This is a genomic window from Candidatus Saccharibacteria bacterium oral taxon 488 (assembly GCA_013099015.1).
In the GTDB taxonomy this organism is placed as follows: domain Bacteria; phylum Patescibacteriota; class Saccharimonadia; order Saccharimonadales; family Saccharimonadaceae; genus Nanosynbacter.
Genome location: CP039998.1, coordinates 590,529 through 610,477, shown reverse-complemented (window position 1 = coordinate 610,477; position 19,949 = coordinate 590,529). Strand labels below are relative to the sequence as shown.

20 protein-coding genes are annotated in these 19,949 nt (G+C 51.3%); 18 read left to right on the top strand and 2 right to left on the bottom strand.

The genetic code is table 11. The annotated features are described in order from the left end of the window. Positions 1–20: 20 nt before the first annotated feature. Positions 21–2,534, bottom strand: coding sequence for a M1 family metallopeptidase (locus tag FBF29_03215; GenBank protein ID QJU07692.1), 2,514 nt, complete (start codon positions 2,532–2,534; stop codon positions 21–23). A 20-nt stretch (positions 2,535–2,554) separates the two neighbouring features. On the opposite strand from FBF29_03215, the gene FBF29_03210 reads away from it, so the two are divergent. The 8 genes from FBF29_03210 (at position 2,555) to FBF29_03175 (ending at position 9,009) form a co-directional block, all read left to right on the top strand. Then, positions 2,555–3,244 (top strand): HNH endonuclease, encoded by a 690-nt coding sequence (locus tag FBF29_03210; GenBank protein QJU07691.1) that lies wholly within the window; start codon positions 2,555–2,557, stop codon positions 3,242–3,244. A 63-nt stretch (positions 3,245–3,307) separates the two neighbouring features. Further along, entirely contained in the window at positions 3,308–3,760 is a 453-nt protein-coding gene (locus FBF29_03205; protein QJU07690.1) for an RpiB/LacA/LacB family sugar-phosphate isomerase, read from the top strand. After that, on the top strand, positions 3,757–4,407 hold the full coding sequence (locus FBF29_03200) for a hypothetical protein (protein QJU07689.1): 651 nt from the start codon (positions 3,757–3,759) through the stop codon (positions 4,405–4,407). Before FBF29_03205 ends, FBF29_03200 begins: the two co-directional genes overlap by 4 nt. A 6-nt stretch (positions 4,408–4,413) precedes the next feature. Next, the gene (locus FBF29_03195; protein QJU07688.1) at positions 4,414–5,274 is read left to right on the top strand and encodes a transketolase; all 861 of its coding nucleotides are present in this window, start codon (positions 4,414–4,416) and stop codon (positions 5,272–5,274) included. Next, complete coding sequence (locus FBF29_03190; protein QJU07687.1) at positions 5,271–6,233, top strand: transketolase family protein; 963 nt, start codon at positions 5,271–5,273, stop codon at positions 6,231–6,233. The genes FBF29_03195 and FBF29_03190 overlap by 4 nt, the downstream gene beginning before the upstream one ends. A 261-nt stretch (positions 6,234–6,494) precedes the next feature. Beyond that, positions 6,495–7,406, top strand: coding sequence for a class II fructose-bisphosphate aldolase (locus FBF29_03185; protein QJU07686.1), 912 nt, complete (start codon positions 6,495–6,497; stop codon positions 7,404–7,406). Beyond that, positions 7,406–8,368: a sugar kinase gene (locus FBF29_03180; GenBank protein ID QJU07685.1), complete on the top strand. Its 963-nt coding sequence runs from the start codon at positions 7,406–7,408 to the stop codon at positions 8,366–8,368. Before FBF29_03185 ends, FBF29_03180 begins: the two co-directional genes overlap by 1 nt. Continuing rightward, the gene (locus FBF29_03175) at positions 8,368–9,009 is read left to right on the top strand and encodes a hypothetical protein (protein ID QJU07684.1); all 642 of its coding nucleotides are present in this window, start codon (positions 8,368–8,370) and stop codon (positions 9,007–9,009) included. The genes FBF29_03180 and FBF29_03175 overlap by 1 nt, the downstream gene beginning before the upstream one ends. Positions 9,010–9,026: 17 nt before the next feature. Here FBF29_03175 and FBF29_03170 read toward each other — a convergent pair whose 3' ends face one another. Further along, positions 9,027–9,713, bottom strand: coding sequence for a TIGR00730 family Rossman fold protein (locus FBF29_03170; protein QJU07683.1), 687 nt, complete (start codon positions 9,711–9,713; stop codon positions 9,027–9,029). An 87-nt stretch (positions 9,714–9,800) separates the two neighbouring features. Here FBF29_03170 and uvrB point away from each other — a divergent pair, with 87 nt between their 5' ends. From uvrB to FBF29_03120, 10 genes are read left to right on the top strand one after another with little or no spacing between them, the layout of a single operon-like run. Continuing rightward, the gene (gene uvrB / locus FBF29_03165) at positions 9,801–11,771 is read left to right on the top strand and encodes an excinuclease ABC subunit UvrB (GenBank protein QJU07682.1); all 1,971 of its coding nucleotides are present in this window, start codon (positions 9,801–9,803) and stop codon (positions 11,769–11,771) included. A 31-nt stretch (positions 11,772–11,802) separates the two neighbouring features. Continuing rightward, positions 11,803–12,648 carry a hypothetical protein gene (locus FBF29_03160; GenBank protein QJU07681.1) on the top strand — a complete coding sequence of 282 codons (846 nt, stop codon included), beginning with the start codon at positions 11,803–11,805 and terminating at the stop codon, positions 12,646–12,648. Further along, positions 12,641–14,494: a hypothetical protein gene (locus tag FBF29_03155; protein QJU07680.1), complete on the top strand. Its 1,854-nt coding sequence runs from the start codon at positions 12,641–12,643 to the stop codon at positions 14,492–14,494. Before FBF29_03160 ends, FBF29_03155 begins: the two co-directional genes overlap by 8 nt. 32 nt (positions 14,495–14,526) lie before the next feature. Further along, entirely contained in the window at positions 14,527–14,814 is a 288-nt protein-coding gene (gatC, locus tag FBF29_03150) for an Asp-tRNA(Asn)/Glu-tRNA(Gln) amidotransferase subunit GatC (protein ID QJU07679.1), read from the top strand. Next, positions 14,814–16,184, top strand: a complete 1,371-nt coding sequence (gene gatA / locus FBF29_03145) for an Asp-tRNA(Asn)/Glu-tRNA(Gln) amidotransferase subunit GatA (protein QJU07678.1) — start codon at positions 14,814–14,816, stop codon at positions 16,182–16,184. The genes gatC and gatA overlap by 1 nt, the downstream gene beginning before the upstream one ends. Further along, positions 16,184–16,603, top strand: a complete 420-nt coding sequence (locus tag FBF29_03140) for a hypothetical protein (GenBank protein QJU07677.1) — start codon at positions 16,184–16,186, stop codon at positions 16,601–16,603. Before gatA ends, FBF29_03140 begins: the two co-directional genes overlap by 1 nt. After that, a complete protein-coding gene (gene gatB / locus FBF29_03135; GenBank protein ID QJU07676.1) occupies positions 16,600–18,102 on the top strand; it encodes an Asp-tRNA(Asn)/Glu-tRNA(Gln) amidotransferase subunit GatB in 1,503 nt (500 codons plus the stop codon). The genes FBF29_03140 and gatB overlap by 4 nt, the downstream gene beginning before the upstream one ends. Continuing rightward, the gene (locus FBF29_03130) at positions 18,102–18,674 is read left to right on the top strand and encodes an NUDIX hydrolase (GenBank protein ID QJU07675.1); all 573 of its coding nucleotides are present in this window, start codon (positions 18,102–18,104) and stop codon (positions 18,672–18,674) included. The genes gatB and FBF29_03130 overlap by 1 nt, the downstream gene beginning before the upstream one ends. Beyond that, a complete protein-coding gene (locus FBF29_03125) occupies positions 18,671–19,579 on the top strand; it encodes a UTP--glucose-1-phosphate uridylyltransferase (GenBank protein QJU07674.1) in 909 nt (302 codons plus the stop codon). Before FBF29_03130 ends, FBF29_03125 begins: the two co-directional genes overlap by 4 nt. Continuing rightward, positions 19,566–19,910: a hypothetical protein gene (locus FBF29_03120; protein QJU07673.1), complete on the top strand. Its 345-nt coding sequence runs from the start codon at positions 19,566–19,568 to the stop codon at positions 19,908–19,910. Before FBF29_03125 ends, FBF29_03120 begins: the two co-directional genes overlap by 14 nt. Positions 19,911–19,949: the final 39 nt, after the last annotated feature.

The following is a 19,949-nucleotide window of genomic DNA, read 5'->3' as shown; positions in this document are numbered from 1 at the left end:
AAGTGTATAACTCATATTACTTAATTAAGCGCATCAATAACCGCCGCCTGATCTCGCTCAATCAGTGCTACTCTGCCGGCAATCTCGCGGATGCCCAGATCAATGGTGCGGGTTAGGGCCGGTTCGGCGCGCAGCGGCTTAGTGAATTTGGTGAAGTCGTTTAGCTCATCGCGGGTCAACAGAGCGCTGGCGGCGTAGCGGATAAAATTATCGTAGCTTTTATCGCCGCCAAAGGTGTCTTTCACCCACGACCAATTTTCTTTCAGCCAGTTCCAGGCAATTTGCCGGTTTTCCCGCGTGCGGATCAGATAAATAAACCAACGGCTGGCGTCTTGCGGGCGGATAATATTAGCATCTTTTATTGCTACTAAAATTCGTTCGGCGGTTGCTGGATTCTTCGTCGAGGTCAAGCTTAGCGCGATGTCAACCTGCAGGTCGGCTGACGGCGTATTCTGATATATCGTAAAAAGCTTGTCAATCATTTCTGGCGTCTCAAAATGTCTGACATTGGCATTGATGATCAGCGGCCGAATTTCAGCTGGTAAATCACCTAGGTTAGTCTCATTAAAGCGTTGCTTGGCCTCCGCGAGTGCTGCTGAGTCCTCGCCGTATAACATCAAACCTAGCGCTGCCGTGCGCCGCTCGCGATCGTCATCAGACTCGCCGTCCTGCTCATCCCAGCCAAGTTCCATGAATGTATCGCGGGCAAATTCAACAGAAATCTGCTTTAGCCGAGCGCGTCCTGCTTCACTGTCATCGACGAATTTGCGTAATTCCACCAAATTTGTCCCGGCTTTATTAAAGACTCTTTCATTGGTCTCGTGCTGAAAAACGCGTGCCAGCGGCAGCAGCGCCGCCGAACTTTCTCGTCCAGACCGCGCTAACAACGTCATGTCTTGCAGTAAGCAAATTTTATCTAACGTCGATAATTCTGCCGCCTTTTCGATCAATCGGTCTCGCGTTGCTGAGTCGTAGTGCGTTACGAAATGTCCGTTCAGTCCGCAGTTTAGCCGAACATCGCCATTTGCCGTAAATGTTTTCTCGCGCTCGGTCAGAATATCATCAAGCGGCTGATTGGCGAACAGCGGAATCGGCCACAGGGCATCGGACGGCTGGTGATCGCCGATGAAAAATCGTTCTTGGCGTAAGGTGACAGTGGACTGCTCGCCAGAACTATCCTGCTCGACCTGTACAATCGGCAACCCTGGCTGAGAAATCCAGGCATTCATCAATTTAACAATCGGCTGTCCGCTGGCAGTTTCCAATTCTTGCCATAAATCGTTGCCAATAGTGTTTTTATATGCAAATTTTTCAAAATACGATTTTAGCCCAGAACGGAACGCTTCCTCGCCGATCAGCCGCCGTACCATCACTAATAGCCGTCCGCCTTTGGCATAGACAATCGCCGGGTCGAACAGGGTGCTAATCTCATCTGGGTGATTAACATCGGCCTGCACGGGCTGTACGCCGTCCAGGCTATCGCGCCGCAGTGCCGCAGTGACTTCACTCGTTGCAAAATCCTCCCACATCCGCCATTCAGGATGTAGCGCGTCGACTGCTACGTATTCCATCATATTGGCGAAACTCTCATTCAGCCACAGGTCGTTCCACCATTGCATCGTTACCAGGTTACCGAACCACTGGTGGCTGAGTTCGTGGGCGATGACGGTGGCGATGAAGCGCTTGGACGACTCCGGTGTTAATTTTGGGTCAGCCAGCAAGCAGCTTTCGCGGTAGGTGATTAGCCCCCAGTTTTCCATGGCGCCTGACGAGAAATCTGGCAGTGCCACGTGGTCTGATTTTGGCAGCGGATATGGCACGCCGAAATACTCATCATAAAAATCAATTGAGCGAGTAGCAATGTCTAGCGCAAAATCAAGAGTATCCTCGCTCTGAGCCGGTGTTGCCCAGACGTTTACCTCAACATCAGAGGCGGTATGAGTGGTCTTTTTGTGTAGCTCACCGACAACAAAAGCAAGTAGGTAGCTGCTCATTCGTGGCGTGGTGGCAAAAGTTGTTATCAGCGTGCCGTCCTTTTCGGATGATTCAGTGACGGGCATATTGCCAAGGACGGTTAGCTTCGGAGCAGTGACGAGCGTTACGTCATAGGTTGCTTTGGCAGCTGGCTCATCAACGCATGGGAATACCTCGCGGGCGTGGTGTGATTCAAATTGGGTGGCAAACAATTGCTTTTTGACGCCGTCATGCGTAAAGTAACACGGATACAGCCCGTGCATGGCGTCGGTGATAGCGCCAGAAAATTTGATGCAAACCGTGTGCTCACCATTGGACAACTCTGGGTACGACAGGCGTAATTCATCAAATTCACCGTGAGAAAACTCGGCTGGCTGATCGTCAATCAACGCTGAATGAATGGTCAAGTCTTTGGTGTGCAGCGAAATCAATTCACTAGTTGACTCGCCAGAAATAATTACCGAGCCAGAAAAAGATTTTTCTTCGGCGTGCGTCAGATCAAGAGTTAATGCGTAATGATGTGGCATAAAGGTGTCGAGTAGGCGTGGAACTGTTTTCATACTTTTATTATAATATAAATATGGCAACGAGGAAAATTAGACGGCGGCAGATAACGGTACTGCTTGTCACGGCGGTAGTGGGTGCAGTAGTGTGGGCGGTGCAGCTACAGCAGCCGCGGGTTGCGCCGACTTCGCCGTCTATGCAGCGGCAATTATTTGGTGATTCAAACGCTCAGGCGGAGTTAGCTAAACTAGAGGTTAAAGGTCGCGCATCCAAAACGGGCTATAGCCGCAAACAATTTAGTGATGGTTGGGGCAAAATGAGCGGCTGTTCGGTGCGCGAGGTGATCCTGGCGCGGGATCTAACGGAAACAAAAATTGATGATAAATGTCGCGTGTTGGCCGGGACACTACGTGACCCGTATACCGGCCGGACGATCAAGTTTCAGCGCGGGCCAGAGACTTCGTCGAAAGTACAAATTGATCACGTGGTGGCGTTAAGTGATGCGTGGCAGAAAGGTGCACAGCAACTACCACGTGAGGAACGAGAAAAATTGGCAAACGACCCGCTGAATTTGTTGGCTGCTGACGGTCCGGCCAACCAAGCCAAAGGCGATGGCGACGCGGCAACCTGGCTGCCTCCTAACAAACCGTTTCGCTGTCAGTACATTGAACGGCAGGTGGCGATCAAGCGTAAATATCGTCTGTGGGTAACAAATGCAGAAAAAGAGGCGATGGGTAAGGTGTTGGCTGGCTGCGGCTCGACGTAATGAGTTGAGCTTCCAAGGACTTGATTGGTTGCAAATATCGCCCAAACCGCTTATACTAAACCCATGAAGATTTATCTTGGTTCAGATCATTGCGGGTTTGCGCTGAAAGAAAAAGTATTTGCGTATTTGGCGAAAAGTGGCTACGCAGTCGAGGATGTCGGTGGTCGTGAGCTTAATCCTGATGACGACTTTCCACAGTTTGCGGCAGCGGCAGCGCTGCGAGTGATTGGTGATGGCGAGGATGATCCACGGGCAATTTTAATTTGCGGCGGCGGTCAGGGTATGTGTATGGCGGCGAATCGTTTTAAGGGGATCCGCGCCAGTGTTATTTGGGATGCACATGAGGCGAGGATGACGCGGCGTGACAATAATTCGAATGTATTATGCCTGCCGGCTAGGGTCCTCGAGGATAACGAAGCTGCCTGGAAGGGCATTGTTGAAACGTGGCTCAATACTGCATACGCGGATGCCCCGCGGTATAATCGGCGCAATGCGCAACTGGATGAAATCGTATGAGTAGTGTTATCGCCCCGGCAATTTTGGCAGAAAATGCCCAGCAATACAAAGAGCAAGTCGATAGAATTACCGGCTTTGCTGAGCGGGTGCATATCGATTTGACTGATGGTGAATTTGCGCCAACCTTTACGGTCAGCATCCCAGAATTATGGGCACCAGAAGGTTGGACGATTGATATTCACGCTATGGTGAACAAACTAGATGAGTATGTACCAAAGTTAATTGCACTGAGGCCGCACTTGATTATCATTCATGCCGAGGCCGAAGGCGACGTGTTGGGGGCACTCAAAGAAATTAAGCGCTCGGGTATTATGGCCGGGCTAGCACTGCTCAAGCCAACAGTGCCGCAAACCGTCGAAGAGCTTATCAAAGAGGCAGAGCATGTCCTGATTTTCAGCGGTGAGCTAGGTAAGTTTGGCGGAACAGCCAGCCTGATGCAGCTGGAAAAAATTCGGCTCGTCAAGATGATTAATCCGAATGTTGAAATTGGTTGGGATGGTGGTGTGATGGTTGACAATGCTTATAGCCTTGTTCAGGGCGGCGTGAACGTCCTGAACGTTGGTGGGACAATCCAAAAAGCAACTGATCCACCAGCAATGTTCGCTAAACTCCAGCAGGAAATTAGCAAGACGGGTGTGCTCGGGTAGTTTACCATGAGCCAACTCACGACTGGCCAGCTAGAAAAGAAGGCGCAAGAGTTACGGCAGCTGATTATTCGCCAAGTGACGGCTGCTGGCAGCGGTCATGTGGCAGGGCCGCTGGGGTTTGCTGATGTGATGGCAGTGCTGTATTTTCGGATTCTTAGATTGCGGCCAGAAGAACCGGATCGGCCTGATCGCGATCTGTTCGTCATGAGCAATGGCCATTATGCGCCGCTGCTATACGCAGCGATGGCGATGCGCGGATTTTTATCGGAATCAGAGTTAATGAGTTTGCGGCAGTTTGGCTCGCGGCTACAAGGCCATCCGGAGCGGGTGAAATTATCAGGGCTAGAGACGACCAGCGGGCCGCTTGGCTGCGGTCTCAGTCAGGCTGCCGGTATGGCGTATCATTTGCAGTATTTGCAGAATTCGGAGCGCTTCTTATATTGTAGTTTAGGCGACGGTGAACTTGATGAGGGTAATATTTGGGAAGTGGCGATGTTTGCAGCCAAGTATAAATTAGGCCGGCTAATAGCCATCATTGATCGTAATAATATTCAAATTGGCGGCGATACTGAGCAGGTCATGCCGCTGGATGATTTGGGCGAGAAATGGCGCAGTTTCGGCTGGCAGGCGCAGGAAATTGACGGGCATGACATGACACAAATTATCGCGGCGGTTGAAGTGGCGCAGGCAGTACGCGAGCAGCCGAGCGTGATTATCGCGCATACGATACCCGGGCGCGGCGTTGATTTTATGGAGGGTGATTATCGGTGGCACGGCAAGGCGCCAAATGCTGAGCAGGCCGCTGCGGCGCTGGCAAAATTGGGTCTATCAGCCGGGAAACAGTCGGAAGGAGCAGTAGGCGCATGAGTGTGTTGCGGGACAATTGGCGCGCGGGAAATACCGCGTCGATGCGGCTTAGTTTTGGCCATGGGCTAGTTCACACAGCAATGAACAATAGTCAAGTTGTTGCGCTAAGCGCCGACTTGGCAGAAAGTGTTGGCTTTGGCGAGTTTGCCGAGCAAATTGGTGCACCGCGATTTATTGAGGTTGGTGTGGCAGAGCAAAATCTGGTAACAGTAGCCTCAGGGTTAGCAGCGATGGGTAATATCCCGTTTGCGGCCAGTTATGCGGCGTTCAGTCCGGGGCGTAATTGGGAACAAATTCGGACGACGATTTGCCTGAATAACCAGCCGGTCAAGCTGGTCGGTTCACATGCCGGGCTGAATGTCGGTGCGGACGGGGCAACGCACCAAATGCTGGAGGATATCGCGCTGATGCGGAGCCTGCCAAACATGGTGGTCTTGGCGCCAGGTGATGCCTACGAGGCCGAAATAATGGCGGCAGTGATGGCGACTGATCCGCGGCCAAATTATGTGCGGTTGCCGCGGGCCGATATGCCGCTGTTTTTGGATGGGGAAGTGGCGATTAGCCAGGCGTCTGTACTGCGGCAGGGTACCGATGTGGCGTTACTAGGTACTGGCACGATGACCTATCAACTCCTCATGGCGGCAGAACAATTGGCGTACGCCGGCGTTCAGGCAGAAGTCGTGCATTTTAGCACTATTAAACCGCTGGACGAAGCAGCGGTCGTTGCCGCCGCCCAAAAATGCGGCCGTGTGGTGACAGCGGAAGAAGGGCAAATCGCCGGCGGATTTGGCAGCGCGGTGGCGGAAGTACTCGGCGAGAAATTGCCAGTCAAAATAAAGCGCATCGGCGTCCGCGACCAGTTCGGCGAAAGCGGCTCGGTAGCTGAATTATGGCAAAAGCATGGACTTGATGTTGAAACAATTGTCCGGCACGTAAAAGATAACCTGTCATTTATTTAGGCTGGCGCAGACGCCAGGGAATTTCTCGAGCGTCCACAGCTATACAGGGAATTGTCACGAGTGTCGCGATCTCCCATGCTGCTGCATAAGTAAAAATACCAAGTTCCCTCATCGGGATTGACCCTATGATGAGCCAAAAGATAAGGCCAGCATTTTGACGAAAACCGTACAAAAATAAATCGTAAAACCCCTTCGCCTCTTTTCATTTTCCGCCGCCGCTGCTATACTAACCATAAGTAGTATAAGGGATAAAGCGAGGTTATGGGACTGACAATTTCTGACATTCGGCGCAATACCACGCATGCGCGCCATTTGATGCAGCGGACACGGGCGCAACATTTTGCGGTCGGGGCGTTTAATATTGATAATCAAGAAACGCTGATCGCGGTAGCGCGCGCGGCGCAGAAACTCCAATCGCCGGTGCTGGTCGAAGTGTCCGACGCCGAGGTGAAGGCTATGGGTCTAGAAAACGTGCGCGATCTGGTGGATAATTATAAGGCTGAATATGGCATCGAGATGTATTTGAACTTGGATCACGGGCCAACGGTGGAGGGATGCAAGCGGGCGATTGACGCGGGTTATGAGTTTGTGCATATCGATATTTCCCAGGCAAATCACGATGCCTCGGACGAGGAAATCATTGCCAAAACTCGTGAGGTTGTCGAGTACGCCAAGTTCACCGGCGCGTTGGTGGAAGCCGAGCCGCATTATTTTTGGGGTTCGTCAAATGTCCACACCGAGGCGATTGACTATGAAGAAATTAAGAAAACCTTTTCCACGCCAGAAGGCGCGCGTGATTTCGTAGAGGCGACGGGAATTGACACTTTTGCGGCGGCGATTGGTAATTTGCACGGGTTGTATCCGGTGCCGAAAGTTTTGGATTTGGAATTATTAGGACGCATCCGCGAAGCGCTGCACTGCCAGATTTCGCTTCATGGCGGATCAGGCACGCCGCTGCATTATTTTGAGGACGCAGCAAAAATTGGCGTCTCTAAAATCAACATCAACTCCGACATGCGCTACGCTTTCCGCACCACACTGGAAAAAACCTTGCGTGAAAATCCAAATGAATATGCCATCGTTAAGCTGATGCCACCGGTGTACGCAGCCGTTCAGGAAGTAGTTGAGACGAAAATTCAGGCCTTCGGTTCAGCCGGAAAGGCGGTGGTGTAATGGCAAGAATTATTACTGTTGGTGCTGGTGTGCAGGATGTTTTTTTAAGCCAGTCAGACGCCTTGGCTCCGGTGTGCGACAGTCCAGAACGTTGTTTTGCTAAGTTAGAACTTGGTGCCAAGGCCGACGTCAACCAGATCCATTTTTCGACGGGTGGGGGTGCGACGAATGCCGCGGTAACCTTTGCCAGGCAGGGCCACGAAGTGATGTTTTTGGGCGTTGTCGGCCGTGATCCGGCTGGCCAAGCAGTGCTGGATGATCTGGACGCCGAGAATGTTGATACGCGATATGTTCGATTTTCCCAAAAATACAATACGGGCTACTCGGTATTGTTATTGGCGCCAAATGGTGAACGGACAATTTTGACGTATCGCGGCGCATCAACGCATTATCACGCGGCTGATTTTACCGTGGCGGATATTGAGGCTGATTGGTTGTATGTATCAACATTAGCAGGTCAGATGACGGTCTTGGATAAGGTATTTCGTGAGGCGCGAGCAGCTGGTATGAAAATTTGCTTTAATCCAGGCAAGCGAGAGCTAGCACAGCGCGAGAAGTTAATGGGACTGCTGGATGATGTGGAGGTATTGGCACTGAACAAAGAAGAGATGCAACAGTTAGTGCCGGGTGATGATCTGGAACAGCTGGTGCGGCGAGCAAAAGAGCTCGTGCCGGTGGTGTTGCTGACAGACGGCGTGAATGGCTCGATGGCGTCTGATGGTGTAACGATTGTCAGAGCAGCGATGTACGAGGATGTGCCAGCAATTGATCGGACTGGCGCAGGTGATGCATTTGCCAGTGGCTTTTTGAGTCAGTGGGCTCATGGCGCCCAGCTGAAGGACGCAGTAGTATTTGCCAGCGCAAATTCAAGCTCGGTCGTCAATCATATTGGTGCTAAAACTGGTATCTTATATCAAGGTGCGCGACTACATGCCATGCCACTAAGCGAAAAGGAGTTTTAATGTCAAGAAACTTAACAAAATTATTGGGTGATTCAGTGCGGACACGAGTTGCCGTGAGCGAGCTCAGACGAATGGCCGGTGACGATAGCGATGTGAGGTTGATTACTGAGATTTTAGCTCGGGCTCATTCAATTATCCGTGCACTGGGGCTTGATCCGGCGGACACGACGGGTAGAGAAGTGTATCAGGCGCTAATGGCTGCTGCGCCGCGGATTGATCAGGCAGCCTGGGCGAGAGCTAGCGACTGGGTGATGATGGATTTTGACGGGCAGGTTATCTCGTTTCATCCGGTGGATATCGTTGAAAATTATCATCATCAATTACCATACGGTCAGCATCGTATCGAATCTGGTAAGCGCGGGCTTGGCTATGAAATAACCCGTCGTTTTTCAGCCCATCCGCGCACGCACACGCCGACTGTTGAGCGCGTTGTCTGCGAGGGCGGGATTTGCTATGTTGCCTCGGCCGTCGGTGAGCCAGTCAAGTCAGCGTCGCCGTTCCAGCTACCGGTAGCCAACGCTAAACCAAAACGCCGCAAGTCAGCTGCCGTGCCCGTAAAATCTAAAAAATCTGCTAGCAAAAAACCTCATAAAAAGTCCCAGCAAAATACAAATACCCTGAAGAAATCCCAAAAAGTCTGAATTGACACGATAGGTGATCAGCAATAGGTCTTATTTGCTTGTACCAGCTCAATGATCTCGTCAACGCTATCGGTGATAGTATAAATATCCAGGTCTTTCTCAACGATAGCTCCCTCAGCCAGCATATGATTGCGGAAAAAGGCATCCAAATCGCTCCAAAATGCTGTGTCAAACAAGATCACTGGCGCGCGGTTAGCTTTTTCAGTCTGGATTAGCGTCAATATCTCCGCCAGTTCATCCAATGTACCGAAGCCGCCTGGGAAATAAATATAGGCATTAGCAAACATGGTCATGACGATCTTTCGCGGGGCAAAGTGCTGAAACTCAAACACCTCGGTAGCATACTTATTGACTTCCTGTTCATGCGGCAGGCGGATATTGAACGCGATCGACTCGCCGCCAGCAGCTCGCGCTCCCTCTTGGACGGCCTTATTAGCGCCTTCGTTGGCGGCGCCCATGATGCCGTGTCCACCACCAGAAACAATAGCGTAACCGAGCTTGGCTAGCCGCTCGGCTGTTTCTTTCGCGGCATGGTAATAGGCGCTATTCGGGTCGGTGCGCGCCGAGCCAAAGATGGTTATTGTTTTCTGATATTTTCGGAGAATTTCGTAGCCGCTCTGGATTTCGTCTTCCATCTTGCCAAGACGGAACATCGCAGCTTGTAGCTGTACGTCACGCGGAATACATGTATTTTGTGGAGTCATTGAAGTGCCCTTTTTGTTTTATCGCTAATAACTGGTCAACTATATCATGAAAATTTACCATTTGTCAATAATGCTACAATAGGAAATGTGAATCAATTTAATCTCGTTTCCAGGTATCAGCCGACTGGCGACCAGCCAACGGCGATTGCTCAGCTGGTGGGCGGTTTGGAGCGGGGCGAGCGCGAGCAAACACTGCTGGGCGTGACCGGTTCGGGTAAAACGTTTACCATGGCAAATATTATCGCCCGAGCCAATGTGCCGACGCTGGTGCTGGCACACAATAAGACTTTGGCAGCGCAGCTGTTTTCTGAGTTTAAGGAGTTTTTTCCGGATAATGAGGTGCATTATTTTGTCAGCTATTTTGATTATTATCAGCCGGAAGCCTACATTGCTTCGAGTGACACCTACATTGAGAAAGATTCAAAGATTAATGATGAAATTGATCGGCTGCGGCATGCGGCGACTTCGGCGCTGCTAACGCGACGCGACGTTATCATCGTGGCTAGTGTTAGCTGTATTTACGGCATCGGTTCGCCGGAGACGTATGCTGATATGGCGATTCAGCTGACGGTAGGCGAGCGGCGAGTCCAGGATAAGTTTATTCGCTTACTAACTGACATTCAATATAAGCGCAACGACGTTGATTTCGCGCGCGGTACTTTCAGGGTGCGTGGCGATGTGGTGGATATTTTCCCAGCTGGGCAGGACACGGCGGTGCGAGTGGAGTTTTTTGGCGATGAAGTTGAGAGACTCACGCGAATCGATCCGCTGACGGGCGAGATTTTGGATCAGCCAGCTAGCCTAACGATTTTTCCGTCCAGCCACTATTCAACGCCGCGCGAACGAATTGAAAAGGCCATCATCGGCATCGAAAAGGAGTTTGACGAGCGGCTCAAATGGCTTGGGTCACACGATAAATTACTGGAGGCCCAGCGCCTAGCTCAGCGCACCAAATACGACCTGGAGATGCTGAAAGAAACTGGCTTTGTCAAAGGTATTGAGAATTATTCGCGCTATCTGACCGACCGCGAGCCGGGCGAACAGCCAGCGACGTTGATTGATTATTTTCCAGACGATTGGCTGCTGCTGGTTGACGAGTCGCACATGACCTTGCCGCAAGTCCGCGGCATGTATAACGGCGATCGGGCGCGCAAGGAAGTGTTGGTGGAGCACGGGTTTCGCTTGCCCAGTGCGCTGGATAATCGCCCGCTGAGGTTTGATGAATTTGATCAGCATATTCATCAGGCGATTTATGTGTCGGCTACGCCGGGCGACTATGAACTGGCTCATTCGCCAAAGCCGGCCGAGCAGTTGATTCGGCCGACGGGGCTGCTTGATCCGCCGATTGAGGTGCGGCCAACTGAGGGGCAGGTTGATGATTTGATGGAGGAGATTCGCCAGACTGTTGCTAGCGGACACCGCGTACTGGTAACCACCTTGACCAAGCGTATGGCCGAGGACTTAAGCGCCTACTTGACCGACAATGGCGTGAAAACGGCGTATCTACACAGTGAAATTGACACGCTGGAGCGCGGCGATATCTTGAAAGATCTGCGGTTGGGTACGTATGATGTCTTGGTTGGTATTAATTTGCTGCGCGAGGGGTTGGATTTGCCAGAGGTCAGTCTGGTAGTGATTATGGACGCTGATAAAGAAGGTTTCCTGCGCTCTGAGCAGGCACTGATCCAGACGATTGGCCGGGCGGCGCGGCACGTGGATGGGCGGGTGCTGATGTATGGCGATACAATTACTGGGTCGATGCGGGCGGCGATTGACGAGACGAATCGTCGGCGGCACATTCAGCAGAACTATAACGAAGCGCACGACATCACGCCGCAAACTATTCAAAAGAAGATTGATGATGGCCTGCGCTCTATCATCCCGCAAAAAGAATCAGACAAAAAGCCAAAACTTGATTTGAAGAAGATTCCAAAGGACGAATATCCAACGCTAATTAAGGAGTTGACTGGTCAAATGGAGCTCCATAGCGCCAATCTAGAATTTGAAAAAGCGGCGGAGCTGCGTGATTTGATTGCAGAAATTCGCCAGACCATGTAGAATGAGGGTAGCATAAGCGGAGGTAATAATTATGACACAAAAGAAAATAGCATCAACACCAGAGATGGTGCAACCGGTACAGGACGCAGATGTTCCGCCAGTTCCACAGTATGCATCGCAGCCAACGGCGTATTACCCTCAGGCTACAGTTGATCCAAATCGCGGCAAGGCAAAGTGGCTGACATTTGAATATCTGCTGGCGATGGTATCAACAGTCGTTTCAGCGTTGTTATTTGCGCAGGTATTGGTGGCGTTGTTTGGCGCTTGGGTGAAGGTCAATGGTGCAACAACAACGACTTCGACTTCGATTGGTGGCTGGTTGGCTGACATATTGTCAATAAATATGGTGACACCAGGGACGGGTATCGTCATGGCGGGTGTATTGGCAACGCTATTTGCAGTTGTTGCGCTCATCACATTTGGTCGTGTCTCACGGGCTATCTCGGATCGCGACAACTACACTAGCCGGACAGCGTATAAAGTAGTAACATACGGCGCATTTGGTGCATTGATAATTCCAGCAATAGTGCTTGTAGCAAAAATAATAACAGTTCTCATTAGTTCACTACTGTTTATCGGTGCGGGCAGTGCCGATAGGGTGTATGGTGCGCTATATCTCGCAGAGTTTGTGCCATATCTCTTGGCATTAGGGGTAATCGGCGTGACGTTGTGGATGCTCAAGGGGATTATTTCTGGCCGTAACACATCTAAGACAATGTCTCTGATTTTGCTGGGTGCAACCGGAGCGGTACTGGTTGCCGGGGCGATCACGGCAGCCGTCCAGGTACACGATACCGGGTCGACATACACTAGAACCAATGTGCAGCGCAACATCCGTTCGACAATGTGCAATAAGTACGGAGTTGGATGTGACTAACAAAGCGTCTGGGTGGGATAAGGACGGTGGGTTCGTCTTGCCGACCGTCCTTGTAGCGAGCATTATGCTGCTGCTGATCTTGTTGGCTGGTCTCCAACTGGCGTCAGCGGCAGCTAATGCCTTGATGGAGCAGTATTATAATCAGCTGGCACGTGAAGCGGCTGAGGCCGGCGTGGTGCGGATGAATGAATGTATCAGTCGTGGCCATGACAGTGCCATTGCCTCGGGTGTGCGTCCAGGTACTGATTGCCGCGGCAACGGTACGGCGATTGACGTATTTCGTAATGACAAATTACGTTCGTATTTTATTGGTGAATACACCTCAACAACTAACCCGCGGCGTGCTGATGTCAAGGGCTACCTTGAGTTGATTCGAAAATCTGATGGCCGCCCGTATAAGACCTATATTTACAATTCACGCCAGCAAGCTATCCCGGAAGTTGATTTTAAGGGAACGCGCGCCAGTAAGCGTTGGTGGTGTATCGGCGGGTCAGTCTGCCTTGATTTTGGTGTGGGCGGGTCAAATAAACCGACGCCACACCCTCATCCAACACACTCAAGTGGCCCATCCCATGAGGGTTTAACAACGATTTCCGATCGTAATGGTAATTTGAAATTCTACTCTGACGGGCTTCGTATCTGGAATTCAGCGCGAAATATTATGCAGGTTGATAGCTCGGCTCCCGATGGCAATCCAACATGTGACGATGGTCAAACGGCATACTATAGTGAATCACCACAGGGATTGTGTGGCTCGCGTACTGGTACGCAGGCAGTGGTTGCCTTTCCAATCAACAAAGAGGAATCTAAGTATCTCGTAGTATCAAACTCGGCAAATGGTCGTGAGCGGGCAAAATTCGGTACGCTATACTACCACGTTGTTGATTTTACCAATGATCCACTCGGACGAGTGACGAAAAAGAACATGTCCATTGGCATGGCGGGCAGTTTTTCACGCAACTATTCTGGCGAGGCGATGAATGCCGTGCCGAATAATGCGGGAAATGGTGCGGTGGTGTATACCTATCGGCCGGGTTCGCCGAATCAAGTCTATGCCTTCAATATTTTCTCGACTGACAACGGAGCAACTATTCAGACACCAAATGCAGCAGTATATAATGTACCGTCTGGCCCGGCTCAGCCGTGTATCGTACAACCAAATCCATCAAGTCCTTCGCGAACGGGATTCGGCTCAATTAACTTTAACAACGAGGCTACCAAAATGTTAGTGTTTATGGGTGGTAGTGCCTGTCCAAATCGTAATGGTAACGCTGGAGTATTACACGTATTTGATATATCTGGGGCTGATACCAATATGACACCAATAGCTCACTGGTCAGTTGGCGTGCATAACAACAACCCACTTGACAGTAGCTTAGGATATGCTGCTGATTTCTCGCCAAATGGTGACCACGTCTACGTCTCGAAGTTATATATTGGTGAATTATTCCGCTATGATATAACAAGTCGTAATAGTAGCACTATTAAAGCGAGCGAGCGATTCATCGGCTTCACTAGCTGTGAGCATTTCAGGGACTGTGCGGTTGCCGACTCTCTACCAAACTCGTCAGTGCCGAATCAACCTAGCTGGATGGGTCCTGGCTTTGGTGGCGATGGCGGCGGACAAGTTTTACGTGGCCCGGATGGTCGAGTATATGTGGCAGATCGTGGTGCCAACAAGATTAGTTATATTGAACGACCAGACGCACCAAATGCGGCAACCGATGCAGCAACGGCGGCAGCTATCGGCTGGAACCGCGGTGGGTTATCGCTTGGTTCTGGGATCAGTAGGTATGGCCTACCACAGATGGTGACGCTCCATTCGCCGCGGCTGCTGAGTTATTAGGTTTTCCTCGAGACAGTGCTATAATAGACTTCATGACAACTATTTCTACCAGTGATATTCAGCACTTGGCGAGTTTGAGTAGTCTGGCATTAGCTGATGATGAAGTTGATGGACTGCGCCAGGATTTAGAAAATATAATTGGCTATATTGAGCAGCTCGGCGAGCTTGATACGGCGGGTGTGGAGCCAACTTATCAAGTGACGGGACTAGAGAATGTCTGGCGTGAAGATGAGGTCAAGCTGGGAATTTCTCAGGATGAGTTGCTTGAGATGGCGCCTGATAAACAGAATAATCAAGTGAAAGTGCCGCAGGTATTGTAATGAGTCGGATTAGTGATTTTACCGGAAAGGGCGCAGTCGAAAATGTTAAAGAAGCACTGCGGCGAGCGCGCGAAGTTGAAGATTATCACGCACTGCTCAGCTTGACAGAAGAGCGGGCGTTGAAGCGGGCCGAACTGGTGGATAAGGGCGAGGTTTCTGGGCGACTGGCTGGTGTGCCATTTGTGGTGAAAGATAATTTCTTAGCCTTTGGGGCGCCGACGACTGCCGCTGCAAAAATGCTCGAGAATTTTGAGGCGCCGCTCCAGGCAACAGCGGTTGAAAAATTAGAGGCTGAAGGCGCAATTTGCATCGGCAAGGCGAACTTGGACGCCTTTGCTCACGGCGGTTCGACGGAAAATTCAGCCTTTGGTCCGACTAAAAACGCTACGGATAAAACTCGAGTAGCCGGCGGTTCGTCGGGCGGCTCGGCGGTAGTGACGGCGCTTGACGTGGTGCCGTTTGCATTGGGGACAGACACTGGCGGTTCGGTTCGTCAGCCCGCCAGTTTTAACGGCGTGGTCGGCGTCAAACCAACCTACGGCGCAGTCAGCCGCTACGGCGTGGTGGCTATGGCCTCGAGCACGGACACGATTGGCTGTTTCGCGACGAATGCTGATGATGCTAATTTGGTGATGGAAATTATGGCGGGCCATGACGACAAGGATATGACGACGCTGCCTGACTTTTGGCGGAATCAGCCAGGCTTTAGAAAGAAAAAGATTGGTTTGGTCAAGCAATGTATGACTGACGACGTAGACACGGCAGTTCGCCAAAAAACGCTTGATTATGCCGAAAAATTGAAGCAGCTGGGCTATGAAATTGAAGAAGTGAATCTGGACATGATGCAATATTCGCTGGCGATGTACTATATTATTGTGCCGGCAGAATTATCGTCAAATCTGGCACGCTATGATGGTGTGCGTTATGGTCACCGAGCGGCTGAGGTAAAAACGCTGGCGGAATTGTACGGCCGCAGCCGTAACGAAGGTTTTATGACGGAGAATAAGCGGCGGATTATGATCGGTAGTTTCGTGTTGTCGAGCGGATTTTTTGATGCCTATTACATGCAGGCGCAAAAAGCGCGTACGCTGCTCATCAACGAGTTCAAAAAGTTGTTCACTGAGTACGATGCGCTGCTGACGCCGACGGCACCAACGCCGGCATTCAAACTTGGCGAGAACACTGGTGATCCGATCAAGATGTATCTGTCTGACATCATGACCGTGCCGGCTAGTCTAGCTGGACTGCCGGCAATTTCTGTGCCAGCTGGAAATAATGACGAAGGATTACCGATCGGCGTGCAGCTAGTTGGTAATTACCGTTCGGACGGAAGCCTGCTGAAACTGGCGGCGGAAGTGGAGGTCCTCTGATGGATGGATTGTTGATCGCACTGGTGGTAGCGGCGCTGGTGATCGGTGGCCTATTGATGCTATTCATTCAGTTGACGTCAAAACAAACGGAGAAGCTCGACCGGGAACTATACCGAAAAGTCTGGCAGGCGGTGCAGCGTGTGGCCGATACAAATAACCCCGATAGCCTGCAGATGGCGATTATCAAAGCTGACAAGTTGCTCGACCGGGCGATGCGCGAATACGGCGTTAGCGGTACGACGATGGGTGAGCGGCTCAAGGCACGGCGTGGTCTGTGGACGAATGAGGACGCGGTTTGGTCGGCGCATAAGCTGCGTAATCAAATTGCCCACGAAAGTCGGGTCACCATCACCACCCAGACATTCAAGCGGGCAATGGCCGCATTTGAACAGGCATTAAAAGATTTGGGAGCGTTATGATGAGTGTATATGATGAATATGAAATGACCATTGGTATCGAATGCCACGTCCAGCTGGCGACCAAAACCAAGCTGTTTAGCCCAGCTGATAACGACGCTCGCGACGCCGAGCCAAATAGTAAAACACATGAAATTGATTTTGGATTACCAGGCATGCTGCCGGTGCTGAATAAGCACGCCGTCGAGCTGGCGGTGCGTGCCGGCAAGGCGTTGAACGCGCCGATTGCTCGTGTTAGCCGATTTGATCGCAAGCATTATTTTTATCCTGACCTACCAAAGGGTTATCAGACCTCGCAGATGTATCAGCCGATCATTTTGGCTGGCTATGTTGATGCGCCGCTAGAGGATGGCTCGCTCAAGCGGGTGCGGATTCATCATGCGCACATGGAAGAGGATGCCGGTAAGCTGACGCACCACGACGGCTATTCGCTGGTTGACCTCAACCGCGCTGGTACGCCGTTGATTGAAATCGTCTCTGAGCCAGACATGCATTCTGCCGAGGAAGCCAAGGCATACGCTTCGGAGCTGCATAAATTGATGGTCTATGCTGGCGTGACGCACGGTGATTTGTATCATGGCAACATGCGCTTTGATGTCAACATCTCGGTGGCCAAGAAAGGCGCGACCGAGCTCGGCAAACGCGCGGAAGTGAAGAATCTCAATTCATTCCGCAGCGTCGAGCGTGCCGCTGAATACGAGTTTAAGCGTCAAGTTGACCTGCTGGAAAGTGGTGAGTCGGTGGTGCAGGAAACCCGCGGCTGGAATGATGACAAGCAAGTCACCACTTCGCAGCGCTCGAAAGAGGACGCTCAGGATTACCGCTACATGCCTGATCCGGACATTCCGCCGATTGTATTGACTGACGAGGAGATTGCTCACATGCAGCATTATATGCCGTTGATGCCAAGCCAGTGCCGAGAGCGGTGGGCCGATCTGGGGTTGGATCATTCGGTGATTACGACGATCCTCGGTCATCAGCCGCTCGCGATATTGCTTGACGCTATCAAGACGCTGACGGTACATAACGAGCAAGCCGTCCTTGATGAACTGGGGGTTGACAAGATAAAATATCAGCGGCTGGTCAAGCGGATCTTTAACTGGTTTGCTTCGACGCCGGAGGAGCTGATTGATATGGATCTCATCGGGGAGGGCTATGTCGGGCCGCGTCGGTTGACAGAGTTGTCACTGCTCGTTGAGAATAACGAGGTGAGTTCGACGGGCGGTAAGGAGATTTTCCTCAGTCTATTTGATCGACAATATCTCGAGCAGGGGCCGCGCGAGATTGCCGAGAGTAAGAATTTGTTGCAGGTGTCTGACGAGGGGGTTATTGCTGCCATTGTTGACGAAGTATTGAACGACCCAGCCTCGGCGGCATCCATCGCTGATATTCGCTCGGGCAAAGACAAAGCCATCGGCTACCTCGTCGGCCAAGTCATGAAGCGCTCTAAGGGCCAGGCCAACCCGAGCCTCGCCCAGAAACTAATCCGAGAGCGACTGTAATGAAAACATTCACGCGTATTCAGCCAACCACCACGCAGACTGTCGGCGATGCGTACAAGCGCTCGGCTGTCATCAAGCGGTATCAAACAAAGGATGGCGAACAGTATGAGTTTACAACCTTCTTTTCTGAGGAGTTAGTGTCAGTGTTGGTGGTGGCAGTGACGACGGATAACAAGATCGCTATGACCTATCAGTTTCGAGCTGGCCCGGAAAAGTGGCTCTATGATTTTCCCGGCGGTGACGGGGAGCCGGGTGAAGCAGTAGAGATGGTAGCGCGGCGTGAACTAGTGGAAGAGACCAGCTGCACGCCAGGGCGCTTTGAATATATTGGTGAATGCTATGAGGGCCCGTACATTAACATCAAGATTGCAGTGTACTTGGCGACTGATTGCGTGTACAATGAGGATGCAATCCACCTTGATGAAGCTGAAAGCAGCCAAGGCGCTGAATTACGGTTTGTTTCAGCGGCAGAGTTGTTTGCCATTGCTCGGGCGGGTGATTTATGTGTGACAGGGCCATTCGCACTTTTGTTTGATTATTTAGATAACCTACGACAGGAGGAACTATCATGAAAAAACCAACCAAAGCTATCATCGCCGCCGCTGGCTTCGGTACGCGGTTCTTGCCGCAGACCAAGGCCATGCCAAAAGAAATGATGCCGCTGATCGACAAGCCGATTATCCAATACGTTGTCGAGGAATTAGTCGAGGCCGGCATCAAAGATATCATTATCATCGGTAGCGCCAACAAACGAGCAATTGAGGATCATTTTGACAGGCCGAACGAGGAGCTGCTAGTCAATCTGCGGGCGGGCGGCGCCAAGAAGCAGCCACTGATTGACATCGTGAATAATTTGTCAGAAATGGCTAACTTTGTCTATATCCGCCAGAAAGGCCCGTACGGCAATGCCACACCGTTGACCTGCGCCGCACATTTGATCAATGGTGATGAGCCGGTTATTTATACGTTTGCTGATGACTTTATCGCTGCTAGTCCCAGCCGGTTCCGCCAAATGATCGCTGCGGCGCAAAAATTAGACGGCGCGGTGCTATCGTGCAAGAAGATTATTGATGATGCTGAATTTGATCGCTACGGCGTGGTTAACGGTGAGCAGGTTGCTGACGGTGTGATCAAGATGACGAACATTGTTGAAAAACCAGGCAAAGCTAATGCCCCGTCCGATCTTGCAAGCGTCAGTAGCTATTTGCTGCCGGGCGAGTTCTTTAGCTATCTCGAGAAAGCCAAGCATGCGTTTGATGGTCACGGTGAATTTACGGTGCAGCCGATTATGCAGAGCATGATTGATGACGGCCATAGTTTTTATGGCGTAGAAATCACCAACGGCACGTACTATGACACTGGTGATAAGCTGGAGTATCTCAAGACAGTGATCGATTTTGGCATGCGTGATCCGAAGCTTGGTGCGAGCCTCCGCGAATATCTAGTCAAGCGGCTTGAGGAAAATGGCGCCAACTAAATCGTCAAGAGAAAGTGGCCATGAGGACAAGAAGGCCGCCGACCCACGTCCCTCGGTAGCCCGCCGCGCCATTGATCGCATCAAGCGTGACAATGAAAACGGCGCTCGGCAGGCAATGATTGAAGACTTGTTTTTTGATTTTCATCGATCGCGGCGGCAGATCTATTGGATAAACTTTTGGCGCGGCTTTTTCTTTGGCATGGGTAGCCTCGTGGGCGTGACGGTGCTAATCATGGTATCAGCTTGGCTGCTCGGGCGGTTTGCTGATATCTTTCCGGCACTGGCGGATTTTCTCAATCAGTTGATTGATACCATGCAGCGCCGGCGCTAACATGCTATACTTGGTGGAGAAAGAGGAGGTGGCGCCCAA